At 45.8% G+C, this 13,559-nt stretch carries 14 protein-coding genes; 8 read left to right on the top strand and 6 right to left on the bottom strand.

Features of this window, described 5'->3' with window-relative positions:
• Positions 1-2: 2 nt before the first annotated feature.
• The 4 genes from ICN19_RS02105 (at position 3) to ICN19_RS02090 (ending at position 2,595) form a co-directional block, all read left to right on the top strand.
• A complete protein-coding gene (locus ICN19_RS02105) occupies positions 3-776 on the top strand; it encodes an ABC transporter permease (RefSeq protein WP_216231457.1) in 774 nt (257 codons plus the stop codon).
• A gap of 29 nt (positions 777-805) precedes the next feature.
• A complete protein-coding gene (locus tag ICN19_RS02100; protein WP_216245354.1) occupies positions 806-1,594 on the top strand; it encodes an ABC transporter ATP-binding protein in 789 nt (262 codons plus the stop codon).
• Positions 1,591-2,343 carry a sulfite exporter TauE/SafE family protein gene (locus ICN19_RS02095; RefSeq protein ID WP_216245351.1) on the top strand — a complete coding sequence of 251 codons (753 nt, stop codon included), beginning with the start codon at positions 1,591-1,593 and terminating at the stop codon, positions 2,341-2,343. Before ICN19_RS02100 ends, ICN19_RS02095 begins: the two co-directional genes overlap by 4 nt.
• Positions 2,344-2,448: 105 nt before the next feature.
• A complete protein-coding gene (locus ICN19_RS02090) occupies positions 2,449-2,595 on the top strand; it encodes a hypothetical protein (RefSeq protein ID WP_216245349.1) in 147 nt (48 codons plus the stop codon).
• Positions 2,596-2,692: 97 nt separating this feature from the next.
• On the opposite strand, the gene ICN19_RS02085 is transcribed toward ICN19_RS02090, so the two are convergent.
• Both ICN19_RS02085 and ICN19_RS02080 read right to left on the bottom strand, forming a co-directional pair.
• Positions 2,693-2,857, bottom strand: a complete 165-nt coding sequence (locus tag ICN19_RS02085) for a hypothetical protein (RefSeq protein WP_216231461.1) — start codon at positions 2,855-2,857, stop codon at positions 2,693-2,695.
• A gap of 111 nt (positions 2,858-2,968) precedes the next feature.
• The gene (locus ICN19_RS02080; RefSeq protein ID WP_216180507.1) at positions 2,969-3,745 is read right to left on the bottom strand and encodes a ferredoxin--NADP reductase; all 777 of its coding nucleotides are present in this window, start codon (positions 3,743-3,745) and stop codon (positions 2,969-2,971) included.
• Positions 3,746-3,957: 212 nt separating this feature from the next.
• Here ICN19_RS02080 and ICN19_RS02075 point away from each other — a divergent pair, with 212 nt between their 5' ends.
• Positions 3,958-5,142, top strand: a complete 1,185-nt coding sequence (locus ICN19_RS02075) for an acetate/propionate family kinase (protein WP_216245347.1) — start codon at positions 3,958-3,960, stop codon at positions 5,140-5,142.
• Between the two features lie 88 nt (positions 5,143-5,230).
• Here the strand turns inward: ICN19_RS02075 and lysS are convergent, their stop codons facing one another.
• The 4 genes from lysS to ICN19_RS02055 all read right to left on the bottom strand — a co-directional run bounded on the left by lysS (position 5,231) and on the right by ICN19_RS02055 (position 10,693).
• Positions 5,231-6,781, bottom strand: coding sequence for a lysine--tRNA ligase (gene lysS / locus ICN19_RS02070; RefSeq protein WP_216245345.1), 1,551 nt, complete (start codon positions 6,779-6,781; stop codon positions 5,231-5,233).
• 33 nt (positions 6,782-6,814) lie between these two features.
• Positions 6,815-7,919, bottom strand: a protein-coding gene (prfB, locus tag ICN19_RS02065) for a peptide chain release factor 2 (RefSeq protein ID WP_216245343.1) whose coding sequence is annotated in 2 segments (ribosomal slippage) — positions 6,815-7,837 and positions 7,839-7,919 — 1,104 coding nt in all. Because the reading frame shifts where the segments join, the coding sequence is not laid out codon by codon here.
• Positions 7,920-7,953: 34 nt separating this feature from the next.
• Positions 7,954-9,705, bottom strand: a complete 1,752-nt coding sequence (gene recJ, locus ICN19_RS02060) for a single-stranded-DNA-specific exonuclease RecJ (protein ID WP_216245341.1) — start codon at positions 9,703-9,705, stop codon at positions 7,954-7,956.
• Positions 9,706-9,712: 7 nt separating this feature from the next.
• Positions 9,713-10,693 (bottom strand): hypothetical protein, encoded by a 981-nt coding sequence (locus ICN19_RS02055; protein WP_216245339.1) that lies wholly within the window; start codon positions 10,691-10,693, stop codon positions 9,713-9,715.
• A 46-nt stretch (positions 10,694-10,739) separates the two neighbouring features.
• On the opposite strand from ICN19_RS02055, the gene ICN19_RS02050 reads away from it, so the two are divergent.
• Genes ICN19_RS02050 through ICN19_RS02040 form a run of 3 tightly spaced genes read left to right on the top strand, consistent with a single transcriptional unit; the run spans position 10,740 to position 13,538 of the window.
• Positions 10,740-12,002 (top strand): lipoprotein-releasing ABC transporter permease subunit, encoded by a 1,263-nt coding sequence (locus ICN19_RS02050; RefSeq protein WP_216245338.1) that lies wholly within the window; start codon positions 10,740-10,742, stop codon positions 12,000-12,002.
• A complete protein-coding gene (locus tag ICN19_RS02045) occupies positions 11,995-12,690 on the top strand; it encodes an ABC transporter ATP-binding protein (RefSeq protein ID WP_216245336.1) in 696 nt (231 codons plus the stop codon). Before ICN19_RS02050 ends, ICN19_RS02045 begins: the two co-directional genes overlap by 8 nt.
• A gap of 11 nt (positions 12,691-12,701) precedes the next feature.
• Entirely contained in the window at positions 12,702-13,538 is an 837-nt protein-coding gene (locus ICN19_RS02040) for a TatD family hydrolase (RefSeq protein ID WP_216245334.1), read from the top strand.
• The last annotated feature ends 21 nt before the right edge of the window (positions 13,539-13,559 follow it).

Raw genomic sequence — 13,559 nt, 5'->3', positions numbered from 1 at the left:
CTATGCCAATAATTAACTTTTTCAAGCAATTTCGTCGTCTAGCTTTATTGATTATTTTGCTTGCCGCCTGGGAATATGCCAGTCGGTTTATTTTGGATAAAACTGAATCTACCTTGTTGCCACCTCCTTCGGGAGTGGCGCAAGGCGGTTTTGAATTAATGCAGTCTGGAGAAATCTGGAAGCATTTATTCGATAGCTTATCTAGAGAATTTGTGGCGTTTTGTTATGCCTCTGTCGCTATTCCCCTGGGAATAGTGATGGGGTGTTTTAAATGGGTGAACGAGCAGGTGGATCCAATTGTAGAAATTTTGCGACCTATTCCCCCAATCGCCTGGATCCCGCTAAGTATTTTGTGGTTTGGTGTTGGTAACACTCAAAACCAATTCATTATTTTCTTGGGAATTTTCTTCCCAATATTATTGAACACGATTGATGCTGTAAAAAATGTAGAGCCGAACCTCATTCGAGCAGCACGCTGTTTGGGTGCTGGTTCTTGGGGTGTGATTACTCGTGTAGTTCTGCGTGCAGCCCTACCTCAGATAGTGACCGGTATTCGTATTGGTTTGGGAGTGGGTTGGATGGCCTTGGTTGCGGCCGAGCTGGTTGGCGCCAATTCTGGTTTGGGATTCTTAATTAATGATGCGCGTACTGTTTTGCGTACTGACTATATTTTGGTTGGTATGTTGGCTATTGGCGTAATTGGCTTATGCCTCGATAGACTCATTAGATACACGGCCCAGAAACTCATGCCGTGGTCAAGAGCGCTTAATGCCTAACCAGTTTTGTTAATAAACTAATCATTCAAATGAATAATTCAATGCCAGCACTTAAAGTAGATCACGTAAGAAAAATTTATCCTTCAATGCATGCTAAGGGTCAAGAGGTCTTGGCTATTGAGGATATCTCGTTAGAAGTTCGCAAGAATGAGTTTTGCTCAATCTTGGGCCATAGTGGCTGTGGAAAGACAACTCTTCTCAATTTGATTGCTGGATTTGAAACTCCGACAGCAGGTCATATTGAATGTGCTGGCAAGGTAGTAAATGGTCCTGGGGCAGATCGCTCGATGGTTTTTCAGGACTATGCGCTATTCCCATGGCTAACCGTTTACGACAACATTGCATTTGGTTTAAAAATCAAAGGCATTAATGCGGGTGAGGTTAAGCAGATTGTGACGCGCTTTGCTGCGCTGGTAGGCTTGAGTCAATTTACCAATCACTATCCTCATCAACTCTCCGGTGGTATGCGTCAACGAGTATCTATTGCTAGAGCGCTAGTTGTTGATCCTACCGTCTTGTTAATGGATGAGCCATTTGCTGCCTTGGACGCGCAAAATCGCGCCATGATGCAAGCTGAAATGATTCGAATTTTGAATGAGGAAAGCAAGACAGTTGTCTTAGTTACTCATAGCATTGAAGAGGCTATTAATCTTTCAGACGTCATTGTCGTGATGACACGTCGCCCTGGAAGAGTGAAGGAAATTATTCGGGTACCAGAGCCTCGCAGAATGGTTGAGGATACTCCTGCTTATTTAGAGATCCGCCGTCAAATTCGCGATCTCATCGCCGGCGAGCACGATGTTAGCGAGGCTGTTTGATTTTTGAAAACCTAGCCGCAATTTGTTTATTAACATTTGCGGCAATTTTTGGTGGTTTCATTCGAAGGTTAAGTGGTTTCGGTGGGGCGCTCATTATGACGCCCGTTCTCATGTGGATATTTCCGATTCCATTTTTGATCCCGATCGTGATGTGCTCTGAAGTGTTCGGTGGTGCATTGCTTTCTAGGCACTGGAAATTACATCAAGAAGATCGATCTCGTCTTTGGGCAATGTTATTTTTTTCAGTCATTTTTCTACCTCTGGGTATTTGGCTGGGCGGACTAATACCAATCTCAATATTGAAAACAGCTACAAGCGCAGTCATTCTATTTTTTGTTAGCTACTTACTTCTCAAGCCGCATGTGCGAGTAACAAGCTCGAGTCTTTTGGATGGCTTAGCAGGAAGTCTTTCGGGCTTATTGTTGGGTTCTTGTGGAATAGGTGGGCCACCTGCTGCGCTGTATCTTAATTCGACCAATCAAGCATTCGATAGAACACGGGCCCTGTTATCTCAATTTGTTTCTGGTATTTCAATCTTTGCAATTGTTGCGGCGAGTCTGATGGGTGGTGGAATCGATTGGCTTGCCTATCTTGTGGTCGCCATTCCAGCGTATTGGCTAGGAATGAGGGTCGCTAAAGGGGTTTTACAGGCCCACGCAGTATCAGATGGCGTATTGAAAAGGCTCTGCCTGCTGCTACTGATTGCGAATGCGGCAATTAATTTACTGTTTTTGTTTATATTGAAATAGGTATAAGCAAATGAAATATATATTCTTTTCAGATATATAAAAAAACTCTATTCTCTAAGCTCACTAGATGCATATGCCAGCTTAGATCAAATGAAGGAGTTCAAAATGGGTTACACAACAGAAAATAAGCAAGATGCTGTGGTTGAATCAGTTTTGCTAACTACAGAAAAAATATTTATCGCCTCAAAGGGTAGCGATCGCTCTGACAGCACCCAAGCCAATGAAGTGGTTTACTTTCAAATAGAAGACTAGTGCTTCTGAAAAACATGCACCCTTATGCGGGTGTAAACCAGAAAAATAAAAACCGCCACTGAGGCGGTTTTTTTATATCTATTTTTAAATCAAAACATTATGAAAAAGAGGTCTCAAATTCCTCAGTTTTGATGGCATTCATTAGAAAGAGAATTTGTCTTTGAAAGCTTTTTCTCTCATCAACCTTGTCGTGAGGCAAGCGATCATGCTCGCGTAGCAAGCTAATAATGGCTGGGTTGTAATGCTCTCTGACCGGGGACATCTTGGCTCCTTGAAACCATATTCGTTAGAAACACTGTAACAAGGACGCTATATATTGACAAGTAATATATAGCGATAACTAAACTACTTTTGTGTATATAAAGCTTAGCGCTTACTTTTCTACGAAAGCACGTTCAAATACGTAGTCGCCAAGCTGGCCAAGGCTTGGAGAGACCTTAAAGCCTTTGGCATCCAGCATTTCAGCGGTTTCTTTGAGCATGGAAGGGCTGCCGCAAATCATAGCCCTGTCTACTGCTGGGTCTAATGGAGGAAGGCCAATGTCTTTAAATAGCTGACCAGACTCAATGGCGGTAGTCAGGCGTCCAGTATGTTTAAAAGCCTCTCTAGTTACTGTTGGGTAGTAGATCAGTTTTTCACGAATGATTTCACCAATATATTCATCTTGAGTGAGTTCATTCTTGATGTAATCGCCGTAAGCCAGTTCACTAACAAGGCGTACCCCATGGATTAACACTACCTTCTCAAATTTCTCATAGGTATCTGGGTCGCGAATAATGCTCATGAATGGCGCAAGACCTGTTCCTGTACTAAAGAGGTATAGATGTTTACCTGGGTTTAAATCGTCAATAACCAATGTGCCAACGGATTTTTCGCTGACGAGAATGGGGTCTCCTACTTGAATCTTTTGTAGGCGCGAGGTGAGTGGCCCATCTTGAACCTTGATGCTTAAAAATTCTAGATGCTCTTCATAGTTTGGACTGGCAACACTGTAGGCTCTCACTAAGGGCTTGCCCTCAACTTCGAGGCCAATCATCAGAAAGTGACCACTCCGAAAGCGCAGGCCTTTATTGCGGGTGGTTGTAAAGCTAAAGAGCGTGTCGTTCCAGTGGTGAACGGTTAGAACGGTTTCAGTGTTGTAGGCTGCCATAAAAGCTTAATTTGATTGTCTAAAACCTAATTATCCTCAATCTTGAAGTGATTCAGGGGGTATCGCGGCGCTAAAGGCCAATTAACTTCTCATAAGTTATCTACTTTTACTTATAAGGGCCTTGGTTTGGGCTTTTAGGGGGGTAACTCGCTATCATCTAGGGGCAAGCAGCGCCAATGCTGGTCGACCTTTAATTCACACTATATTTTCTTATGGCAATTCTGACTGTTAATGCAGGTTCTTCATCTCTCAAGTTTTCAATCTATCCGACTAAGCAGGGATCGGTGCTGCCATCCATCCTCTCAGGCAGTTTTGAGGGGCTAGAGCCCGGTGGAAAAACAGAGCTTCGTTATGCCTACCAAGGGGTGGAGCATGCTGAGCATTTTCAGGATGTAGATCAGGATCCATTTATTGCAGCTTTAATGCACCTCAAAGAGTTATTGCTTGAAATCAAAGGATTGCCATCAATTAGAGCGGTCTCCCATCGCATTGTTCATGGAGGCTCAGAGTTTTTTCGACCGATTGTCTCTACTGACGCAATACTAGAAAAACTATCTGCTATGAGTGCGCTGGCACCATTGCATCAGCCTCATAGCTTGGATGGTGTGAAAGCATTTTCTCAAGTGTTTCCCGGTATTCCTCAAGTGCTTTGTTTTGATACAGCTTTTCACAAATCAATGAGTCACCTTGAAACTTCTTTGGCCTTGCCTAAAGAGATTACCGATCAAGGTGTGCGACGCTACGGTTTTCATGGCATCTCTTATCAGTACATTATTGGTGAATTAAACGAGAACTCCAATAGGGCGAAAGATAAAGTACTTATGGCTCATCTAGGCAACGGCGCTAGTTTATGTGCCGCGATTGATGGAAAAAGTATTGCTACAACAATGGGCTTCTCCGCCCTGGACGGCCTAATGATGGGCACTCGTAGCGGCTCGTTAGATGCTGGTGTGTTGATGTATCTGGTGGAGCGTGGTTATACCCACGATCAGTTGCAAGATCTACTCTATAGAAAGAGTGGTTTGCTTGGGGTATCCACTATTTCAGCGGATATGCGCAAATTGAGAAGTGATTCCAATCCTTTAGCTAAAGAAGCGATTGAACTTTTTATCTACAAAATTATGCGTGAGGGCGGCGCCATGATTGCTTGCCTTGGCGGCCTTGATTTGATTTCATTTAGCGGCGGCATTGGTGAGCATGATCCCGCTTTGAGGTCTGCGGTATGCAAAAAATTTGCTTGGCTTGGCATTGAGTTGGATGAAAAGTTGAACCAAGAAGCCATCAAAGGATTAACTCTAAAAATTAGCACACCGCAAAGTCGTGTCGAGGTTTGGGTTGTTCCAACTGACGAAGGGGTAATGACTGCGCAAGAGGCCCTTAATTTGCTACGCTCTTAGTGCTGAAGTCATGCTCTTTGGTAACTAGAGGCTGAGTGAGTAAATAAAAAAGCGGGGTAATAACCCCGCTTTTTCTTTGTGGAGGAATTTACTCTTCTTCGCGACGTAAATGCGGAAACAGAATCACATCACGAATATTTGGCGCATCAGTTAGCAGCATCACCAAGCGATCAATGCCGATACCGCAACCGCCGGTTGGAGGCATGCCGTATTCTAGGGCACGGATGAAGTCGTGGTCAAAGTACATCGCTTCTTCATCACCCGCTTCTTTTTGCTCTACTTGCTTGCGGAAGCGATTGGCCTGATCCTCGGCATCGTTTAACTCAGAGAAACCATTGGCAATTTCGCGACCGGTGATAAAGAGTTCGAAACGCTCAGTAATGCCTGGTCGGGTATCGGATTCTCTGGCAAGAGGACTCACTTCAATTGGGTAATCAATGATGTAAGTTGGCTCCCAGAGGTGCTCTTCAGCAACCAATTCAAAAAGGGCCAATTGAAGGGCGCCAATGCCGGCATTCTTGAGGGTAGGGGCATCCGGATTCTCGCCGCCTTTTTTCAATTCAGTGCGAATGAAGTTAATGTCTTCAAGTTGGGCCGCTTCATAGCTCTTGCCTGATTGACCGCAGTACTTGAGGATGGCTTCAGTAATGGTTAGGCGCTGGAATGGCTTGCTCAGATCAAGCTCGCGACCTTGGTGGGTCAGCACAGCAGTACCTTGTGCATCAATGGCAGCAGCACGAATCAACCCCTCGGTGAAGTCCATGAGCCAACGGTAATCTGTGTAGGCCGCATAGAATTCCATCATGGTGAATTCTGGGTTATGACGTGGACTGACGCCTTCATTGCGGAAGTTGCGGTTAATTTCAAAGACACGCTCAAAACCACCAACCACTAAACGCTTAAGGTAAAGCTCAGGAGCAATACGCAAGAACATTTGCATATCGAGAGCATTGTGATGAGTAATGAACGGCTTAGCTGCTGCGCCACCAGGAATGGGGTGGAGCATCGGAGTTTCAACTTCCATAAAGTCTGCATCTAACATGTGGCGACGTAATGAAGCGATCGCGTTACTACGTGCTTTAAATGTATTGCGGCTTTCTGGATTAACAATCAAGTCTACATAGCGTTGACGATATTTAGTCTCTAGGTCTGAGAGGCCGTGGAACTTATCGGGCAATGGACGCAATGACTTGCTGAGAAGACGTAAATTGCTGCACTCAACCGAGAGTTCGCCCTTATTGGTCTTAAAGAGATTACCTTCAGCAGAGATAAAGTCGCCCATGTCCCAATGCTTGAAGGCGCCATGAACATCAGCGCCGCTGAGCTCATCATTGATATAGAACTGAATCTGGCCGCTGCGATCTTGAATAGTGGCAAAGCTCGCTTTACCCATCACACGCTTGAGTACCATGCGTCCGGCAACTTTGACATGAACCTTCTTTGCTGCTAACTCTTCTTTAGTGAGGCTGTCATAGTGCGCATGCAAATCAGATGCCAAATGCGTAGGAACAAAATCATTTGGGAATGCAACACCGCCAGCGCGAAGCTTGGCGAGCTTTTCACGGCGCTCGGCAATGATGTGATTCTCATCAACTACTTCAGTAGCTGCGGCAGTGTCTAAGTTGGTTTTATCGTTCATGTTTATCGCGGTGCAGTAAAGGGTATGAGGTTATTACACGCCTTGTTTCAGGCTGGCTTCAATAAAAGCATCAAGATCGCCGTCCAATACTTTTTGAGTATTGGAAATCTCAACGTTAGTACGTAAATCTTTGATGCGGCTTTGATCTAAAACATAAGAGCGGATTTGATGGCCCCAACCTACATCTGTCTTGGTGGCTTCTAGCTTGTCTTGTTCGGCGCGACGCTTTTGCATCTCATGCTCATATAGGCGAGACTTCAGCATGGTCATAGCCTCAGCACGGTTGCGGTGCTGGCTTCGGTCATTCTGACACTGCACCACAATACCAGTCGGAATATGGGTTAAGCGTACTGCTGAGTCAGTTTTATTGATGTGCTGACCACCCGCACCAGAGGCGCGATAGGTGTCTGTACGAATATCAGCAGGATTGACTTCAATCTCAATCGAATCATCAATCTCTGGGTAAACATAGATAGAGGCAAATGATGTGTGACGACCATTGGATGAATCGAATGGTGATTTGCGTACTAGGCGATGCACACCAGTTTCAGAGCGGAGGTGACCATAAGCGTATTCACCATCGACTTTGATGGTTGCGCTTTTAATACCCGCAACATCACCATCAGATTCTTCGAGGATTTCAGTTTTGTATCCTTTGCGTTCGCAATACTTGAGATATTGACGATAGAGCATACTAGCCCAGTCACAGGCTTCAGTACCGCCAGCACCTGCTTGAATATCGATAAAGCAATTGCAAGAATCCATCTCATTGTGGAACATTCGACGGAACTCAAGGTCGCCAATAATCTTGCTGTAGCCTTCAACATCTTTCTCAATAGCGGCAATCGTTTCAAAATCGCTTTCCTCTTTGGCCATATCAAATAGCTCAAGAGCGCTAGTAATGTTGGTGTTGAGATCAGTGAGGGTGGCAACTACGCCATCGAGCAGTTTCTTTTCTTTGCCCAGGGCTTGCGCTTTCTTTTGATCATCCCAAATTGTGGGATCTTCCAGTATTGAATTAACTTCGGTAAGGCGACGTGACTTTACGTCGAAGTCAAAGATACCCCCGAAGAGCTTGCTCACGGGTGAGCAGATCGGACAAGGTATTCGAAATAATATTTAGTTGTTCAGCTTCCATCCCCTAATTATAAGGGGGTTATTGCTGCGGACCCTCAGGCGCTAGGGGCCTCATCATGGGCTTCAATCATCAGCTGAACGCGAGCTTGACCTTGATAGCGGTCAGTGACCAATCGATAGGCTAGTCTGGCTTTGGCCGGCAGGCTTTGCGTGCGGTTAAACCAAACTGCTGTTAATGGTTTGGGGCTTGCTCCAGCCCCTAGGGGCTTCACCATTAAGCGAAGATGTTTTTCTTTCATGAGGCTTTGCTGGGAAATCTCAAATTCCCCGTAGAAAATAGGCTGAGGGAAGCCTTGACCCCAGATTTCTTCCGCTAAAAGGTCGCCAATTTCCGAGGTAAATTCAGAAGGATCTAAACCACCATCATGTGCATGGCGGCGCTCGAGCAATTCATCTGTGAGTAACTCGGATGCAACCTGCTGAAAGCAAGTATCAAACCTCTCAAAATCTTCTTTGCGAATAGTTAATCCAGCAGCCATAGCGTGACCACCAAATTTCAGAATGAGTCCAGGCTCACGTTTAGAGACTAAATCTAGCGCATCTCTTAAATGAAAGCCTGTCAGTGAACGGCCTGAGCCACGCAATTCTTCTCCGGTATTGCCATCCGCAGGGGCAAACACAATTGCAGGGCGATTAAAACGTTCTTTTAGACGTGAAGCAACAATACCTACAACGCCTTGATGCCATTCTGGATTCCACAAGCAAATACTATTGCGCTCAGACATGGTGCCAGAAAGCTGATCTTCAGCTAGATGAGAGAGTGCGGTTTCCTGCATGCCGGCTTCAATCACGCGACGTTCGCGATTAATGCGATCAAGCTCATGCGCTAAGGTCATTGCTTCATCTGTATTGTTGGTCAGTAGTAAGCGGATGCCTAAGGTCATATCCGCCAGACGACCAGCTGCATTGAGTCTGGGACCAATTGCAAAGCCTAAGTCAAAGGTATTAGCCTTGCGTGGATCACGTGTAGCCGCCTGAAATAGCGCTTGAATTCCTGGCTGTGATATTCCCGCGCGAATGCGTTTCAAGCCATTGGAAACTAAAACTCGATTGTTGCGATCAAGTTGTGCAACGTCTGCGACTGTTCCCAAAGCAACCAGATCTAAAAGGTTCTCTACCTTTGGTTGAGTTTCATTCGTAAATTTGCCACGCTTGCGAAGTTCAGCGCGAAGGGCAACTAGTAAGTAAAACATGACGCCAACACCAGCGAGTGCTTTACTCGGAAAGCTGCAACCAGGTTGATTTGGATTTACGATTGCCAGTGCTTTTGGTAAATGATCTCCAGGAAGGTGATGATCAGTCACAATAACTTCCATGCCAAGTTCTTTGGCACGATTAACACCAGCTTCGCTTGCGATACCGTTATCAACGGTAATTAAATATTTTGGTTTGGGGTTTTGCTGCGCAGCTAATTCCACTACTTCGGGGGTCAGTCCGTATCCCATCGTAAAGCGATTGGGCACCAGAAATTGAATCGGAGTGTCTGGTCCGCCTAGCATACGTAAGCCTCGGAGACCAACAGCGCAGGCGGTAGCCCCATCGCAGTCGTAATCAGCAACGATGAGCATCGACTCTTTTCTTTCGAGGATATCGGCAAGTAAAGCGGCGGTGCTGATGCAATTCTTAAGCTCAACCGGTGAAATGAGCTGCTTTAAATCTAACGAGAGTTCTTCAGGGGACTGCAGGCCACGTGCAGCATAGAGCCTGGCTAGCAATGGATGCAAGCCGCTCTGCGCCAACCAGGTTGCAGTACGTTCTGAAAAAGGGCGTTGAGAAAATAGGCTCATAAGAAACTCATGCTTGCGTGATTTCTTTCCAAGTCAGATGTTCTGACTTTTTCCAGAATGCCCAAGATTTTTTATAAAGATCCTTGACCGTAAGAATACGCTCACGAACTTTTCCTTTTGGAAAATCAATCAGAGCAACTTCATCGATTTGTTTTCTTATCAGTGCCGCACTGAGTTGTGGCCATGCCAATTGAGGTTGCTCAAGCCAAGCAAAGGAGCCAGCTAGATTATTCTCATTCACAGTAATTTCGTATGAAAGGCCTAAAAGCCTCGCTAGACCTGGCAATAAAGGGTGTTGACCAATTATGCGTTGGGATTGTTTTATTGACTCCGCTGGCTGCACATCATTCAGTTTGCCAATACCACTAATCCAGAGCGAGTTAATGCTAGGCATACCACGTTGTTCGCGCTCTTCGTTTACTGGACCAATATGCCAGAGCATTTGAATTTCATTTTGGAGTTTGCGCCAACGCTTAGCGATGCCTTCTTTGCGACTATCGCGCGGCATCCACCAATCAATATTGCGGCCATGCGCTTGATCAACGCTATAACTGGTAAGACTAAAAAAAGGTCCTGCAGGAATAAACCAATAGTGCTGGTTTTGGAAAAGGATGGGCTTCTGAAAATCTTCCTCTATAAAAGGTAGTGCTGCTTTTAGTAGTTGGGCAGATTCTTCTGCTGTCAGGTCAATCTGGTTTTGCCCCATCAAAATAAGGTGATCTCGTGTGGCATGCAGATGAACTGGTTGTAGGCAGGCAATGACTTCGGTTGGATTGACTGCTTGATTTGATTGCCCAAGTAGTAATACTGGGGCAAGCGGCATCGCCTCCCCGAGCAAAAAGCGCTCATGGGGCAAGCCTTGTCTTGGACCTTTCTTACTTTCGGGCTCGTCTAAGACATCTTCCCCTGAAAGTAACAGGGTAAAACGGCGAAGTTGGCCTAGGGTGGGGGTGGAATTAGCAATCATTCCCCTGATTTTAGGTGGCATTTGAGTATTCCATCAGTTTGCCCGCGCGATTCACTAAACTGTGGCTATGTTGAGACTTCCTATTGAGCTAGAAATTGGCCTGCGCTACACCCGATCCAAGCGTCGTAAGACGGTGGGAAAGCGTGACGGCTTCCTATCCTTTATCTCCGGAATCTCTACCGCAGGTATTGCTTTAGGAGTTGCATCACTGATCGTAGTTCTCTCTGTCATGAATGGCTTTCAGAAAGAAGTGCGCGATCGCATGTTGTCGGTTTTATCTCATGTGGAAATTACTGCGCCTGATGGCTTGCCAAACTGGGAGCCGCTGGCGCTCAAAGTGGCGGCTCAACCTCATGTTGTTGGCGTGGCCCCTATGGTGAGCTCTCAAGGACTTCTTAGTCGTGAGAGCATGATGCGCGGCGTAGCGATTCGTGGCATCTTGCCAAGTGAAGAAGGTAAAGTATCTGACCTACCAAAACAATTTGTTGCAGGCAGCATTGACGATTTAAAGCCAGGAAGTTTTGGCGTTGCCTTAGGCGCGCAGTTGGCAGCAATTGTTGGTGCACACGTGGGTGATCGTATTAATTTAATTGTTCCTGAGAGTGATTTAACTCCAGCAGGTGCAATGCCTCGCATGCGCACACTTCAGGTGGTGGGCATTGTGGATAGTGGTCATTATGAATATGACAGCTCCTTAGCCATCATGCATTGGAAGGATGCTGCTGCCTTATTACGGCTTCGTGACCCATCTGGCTTGCGCGTCAAGGTGGATGATATGCAGCGTGCACCAGAGGTTGCTAATGAGTTGGCAGCCATCGTGCCTCAAGCTCTGTGGGTGACAGACTGGTCAAGATCTAACCGTAATTGGTTTGCAGCTGTTCAGACTGAGAAAAAGATGATGTTCATCATTCTGACTTTGATTATTGCTGTTGCGGCATTTAATTTAGTATCCACTCTAGTAATGACGGTGAATGAGAAGCAGGCAGATATTGCTATTCTGAGAACAATGGGTGCTAGCCCCGGGCTTATTCAGAGAATATTTTTAATTCAAGGCTTATCGATTGGTTTATTGGGGTCCTTAGCTGGGGTAGGTTTGGGTTTATTAATTGCGCTCAATATCGATGTCATTGTTCCAGTTATTGAAGCAATCTTCCGGGTGCAATTCTTGCCGCGCGAGGTGTATTTCATTAGCGAGCTACCTTCTGATGTCAGAGCTAGCGATGTGTTGACGGTTGGTTTGATGGCCTTTGGCCTATCTGTATTGGCGACCTTGTATCCAAGCCGCAGAGCAGCTAAGGTTCAGCCAGCGGAGGCATTACGTTATGAGTAATTTGGAGAACTTAGTGCTCAAAGCCAGGGGCCTCGCCAAGACTTATGGTCAGGGGCCTACTGCAGTTGAGGTTCTTAAAGAGATTGATTTAGATGTAGCACCTTCAGAGAAAGTTGCCATTGTTGGATCCTCAGGTTCTGGCAAGAGTACTTTGCTACATCTTTTGGGCGGTTTAGATAATCCAAGCTCCGGTTCAGTGGTTTTGGCTGGCTCTAATTTAAATAACTTATCAGTGAAGAAATTGGATCAGCTGCGCAATCGTAGTCTGGGCTTCATTTACCAGTTTCATCACCTCTTAGATGAATTTAGTGCTGTCGAGAACGTTGCATTACCGCTGCGTATCCGCGGTTTGAGTAATGATGAGTCGATGGATTGCGCTAGCAAAATGCTCAAAGCAGTTGGCTTATCGGCACGTGAGCTTCATACCCCGGGTGAGCTGTCGGGTGGAGAGCGTCAGCGTGTTGCGGTTGCTCGAGCCCTAGTTGGCAATCCTGCTTGTGTTTTGGCGGATGAACCTACGGGCAACCTAGATACTGAGACTGCTGATGGTGTATTTGATTTGATGTTAAATATTGCTCGCGACCAAGGCACTGCCTTTGTGATCGTGACTCATGATCCTGTACGCGCTAAACGTTGTGATCGGATTTTGCATTTAGAGCGTGGAGTATTAAAGCCATTCTCAGTGTAAGTAGATATCCCATGTGGATCGATACTCATTGCCATCTAGATGCCCCAGAGTTTTCGAGCTCATTAGATGCAGTTATTCAGGCGGCCAAAGAAAAAAACGTTAAAGCAATACTGCTGCCGGCCGTAAAGGCGGCTGATTGTGCGCACGTAAAAGAATTGGCTCACCAATATAGCCAAGAAATTCCTGGATTGGTTTACACCCTTGGAATTCATCCCTTGTATACCAATCAAGCACAAGAGGATGATATCGCTACGCTTGAGAAGCATATTGTTGAATCACTCTCTGATACCCGCTTTGTAGGTGTGGGCGAGATTGGTTTGGATTATTTTGTCGAGCATCTAGATCCTCATAAGCAGGAATTCTTTTTCAATGCTCAGTTGGATTTAGCGCAGAGATATCAGTTGCCCGTAGTCTTGCATGTTCGCCGCTCGCAAGACACCATCCTAAAAGCATTGCGTCGCCGCAATATCTCCAGTGGTATTGCGCATGCTTTTAATGGTAGCTTTCAACAGGCAGAACAATTTATTGAGCTTGGGTTTAAGTTGGGCTTTGGTGGTGCAGCCACTTATGAGCGGGCCTTGCAAATCCGCAGACTCTTAAAAGAGTTGCCACTCGGCAGTATTGTTACTGAAACCGATTCCCCTGACATTCCGCCTGCATGGCTTAGGAAAGAAGGCATTGCCTTTAATGAGCCCGCGTTTGTGGAGAGAGTTGCAAGAAAATTAGCCGCAATTCGAGGAGTTGATGATTCTGAGTTTGCTTCAGTCGTATGGGGCAATGCAATGCAAGCATTGCCACGTTGGTCTGTCCTCTGTACAAGTATTCCTAATCTCCATTTAGCTTCTTAATAATTTGCGTTTAGCTATTAC

It is taken from the genome of Polynucleobacter sp. AP-Capit-er-40B-B4 (assembly GCF_018882245.1).
Lineage (GTDB): Bacteria > Pseudomonadota > Gammaproteobacteria > Burkholderiales > Burkholderiaceae > Polynucleobacter.
This window is presented reverse-complemented; position numbering and strand designations above follow the sequence as displayed.

What these genes read in the sequence shown, in the direction of transcription:
- recJ (WP_216245341.1), bottom strand. Translation starts at nt 9,705, where the DNA reads ATGAGCCTATTTTCTCAACGCCCTTTTTCAGAACGTACTGCAACCTGG.
- ICN19_RS02100 (WP_216245354.1), top strand. Translation starts at nt 806, where the DNA reads ATGAATAATTCAATGCCAGCACTTAAAGTAGATCACGTAAGAAAAATT.
- ICN19_RS02080 (WP_216180507.1), bottom strand. Translation starts at nt 3,745, where the DNA reads ATGGCAGCCTACAACACTGAAACCGTTCTAACCGTTCACCACTGGAAC.
- ICN19_RS02055 (WP_216245339.1), bottom strand. Translation starts at nt 10,693, where the DNA reads ATGCCACCTAAAATCAGGGGAATGATTGCTAATTCCACCCCCACCCTA.
- lysS (WP_216245345.1), bottom strand. Translation starts at nt 6,781, where the DNA reads ATGAACGATAAAACCAACTTAGACACTGCCGCAGCTACTGAAGTAGTT.
- ICN19_RS02050 (WP_216245338.1), top strand. Translation starts at nt 10,740, where the DNA reads ATGTTGAGACTTCCTATTGAGCTAGAAATTGGCCTGCGCTACACCCGA.
- ICN19_RS02040 (WP_216245334.1), top strand. Translation starts at nt 12,702, where the DNA reads ATGTGGATCGATACTCATTGCCATCTAGATGCCCCAGAGTTTTCGAGC.
- ICN19_RS02075 (WP_216245347.1), top strand. Translation starts at nt 3,958, where the DNA reads ATGGCAATTCTGACTGTTAATGCAGGTTCTTCATCTCTCAAGTTTTCA.
- ICN19_RS02045 (WP_216245336.1), top strand. Translation starts at nt 11,995, where the DNA reads ATGAGTAATTTGGAGAACTTAGTGCTCAAAGCCAGGGGCCTCGCCAAG.
- ICN19_RS02105 (WP_216231457.1), top strand. Translation starts at nt 3, where the DNA reads ATGCCAATAATTAACTTTTTCAAGCAATTTCGTCGTCTAGCTTTATTG.
- ICN19_RS02085 (WP_216231461.1), bottom strand. Translation starts at nt 2,857, where the DNA reads ATGTCCCCGGTCAGAGAGCATTACAACCCAGCCATTATTAGCTTGCTA.
- ICN19_RS02090 (WP_216245349.1), top strand. Translation starts at nt 2,449, where the DNA reads ATGGGTTACACAACAGAAAATAAGCAAGATGCTGTGGTTGAATCAGTT.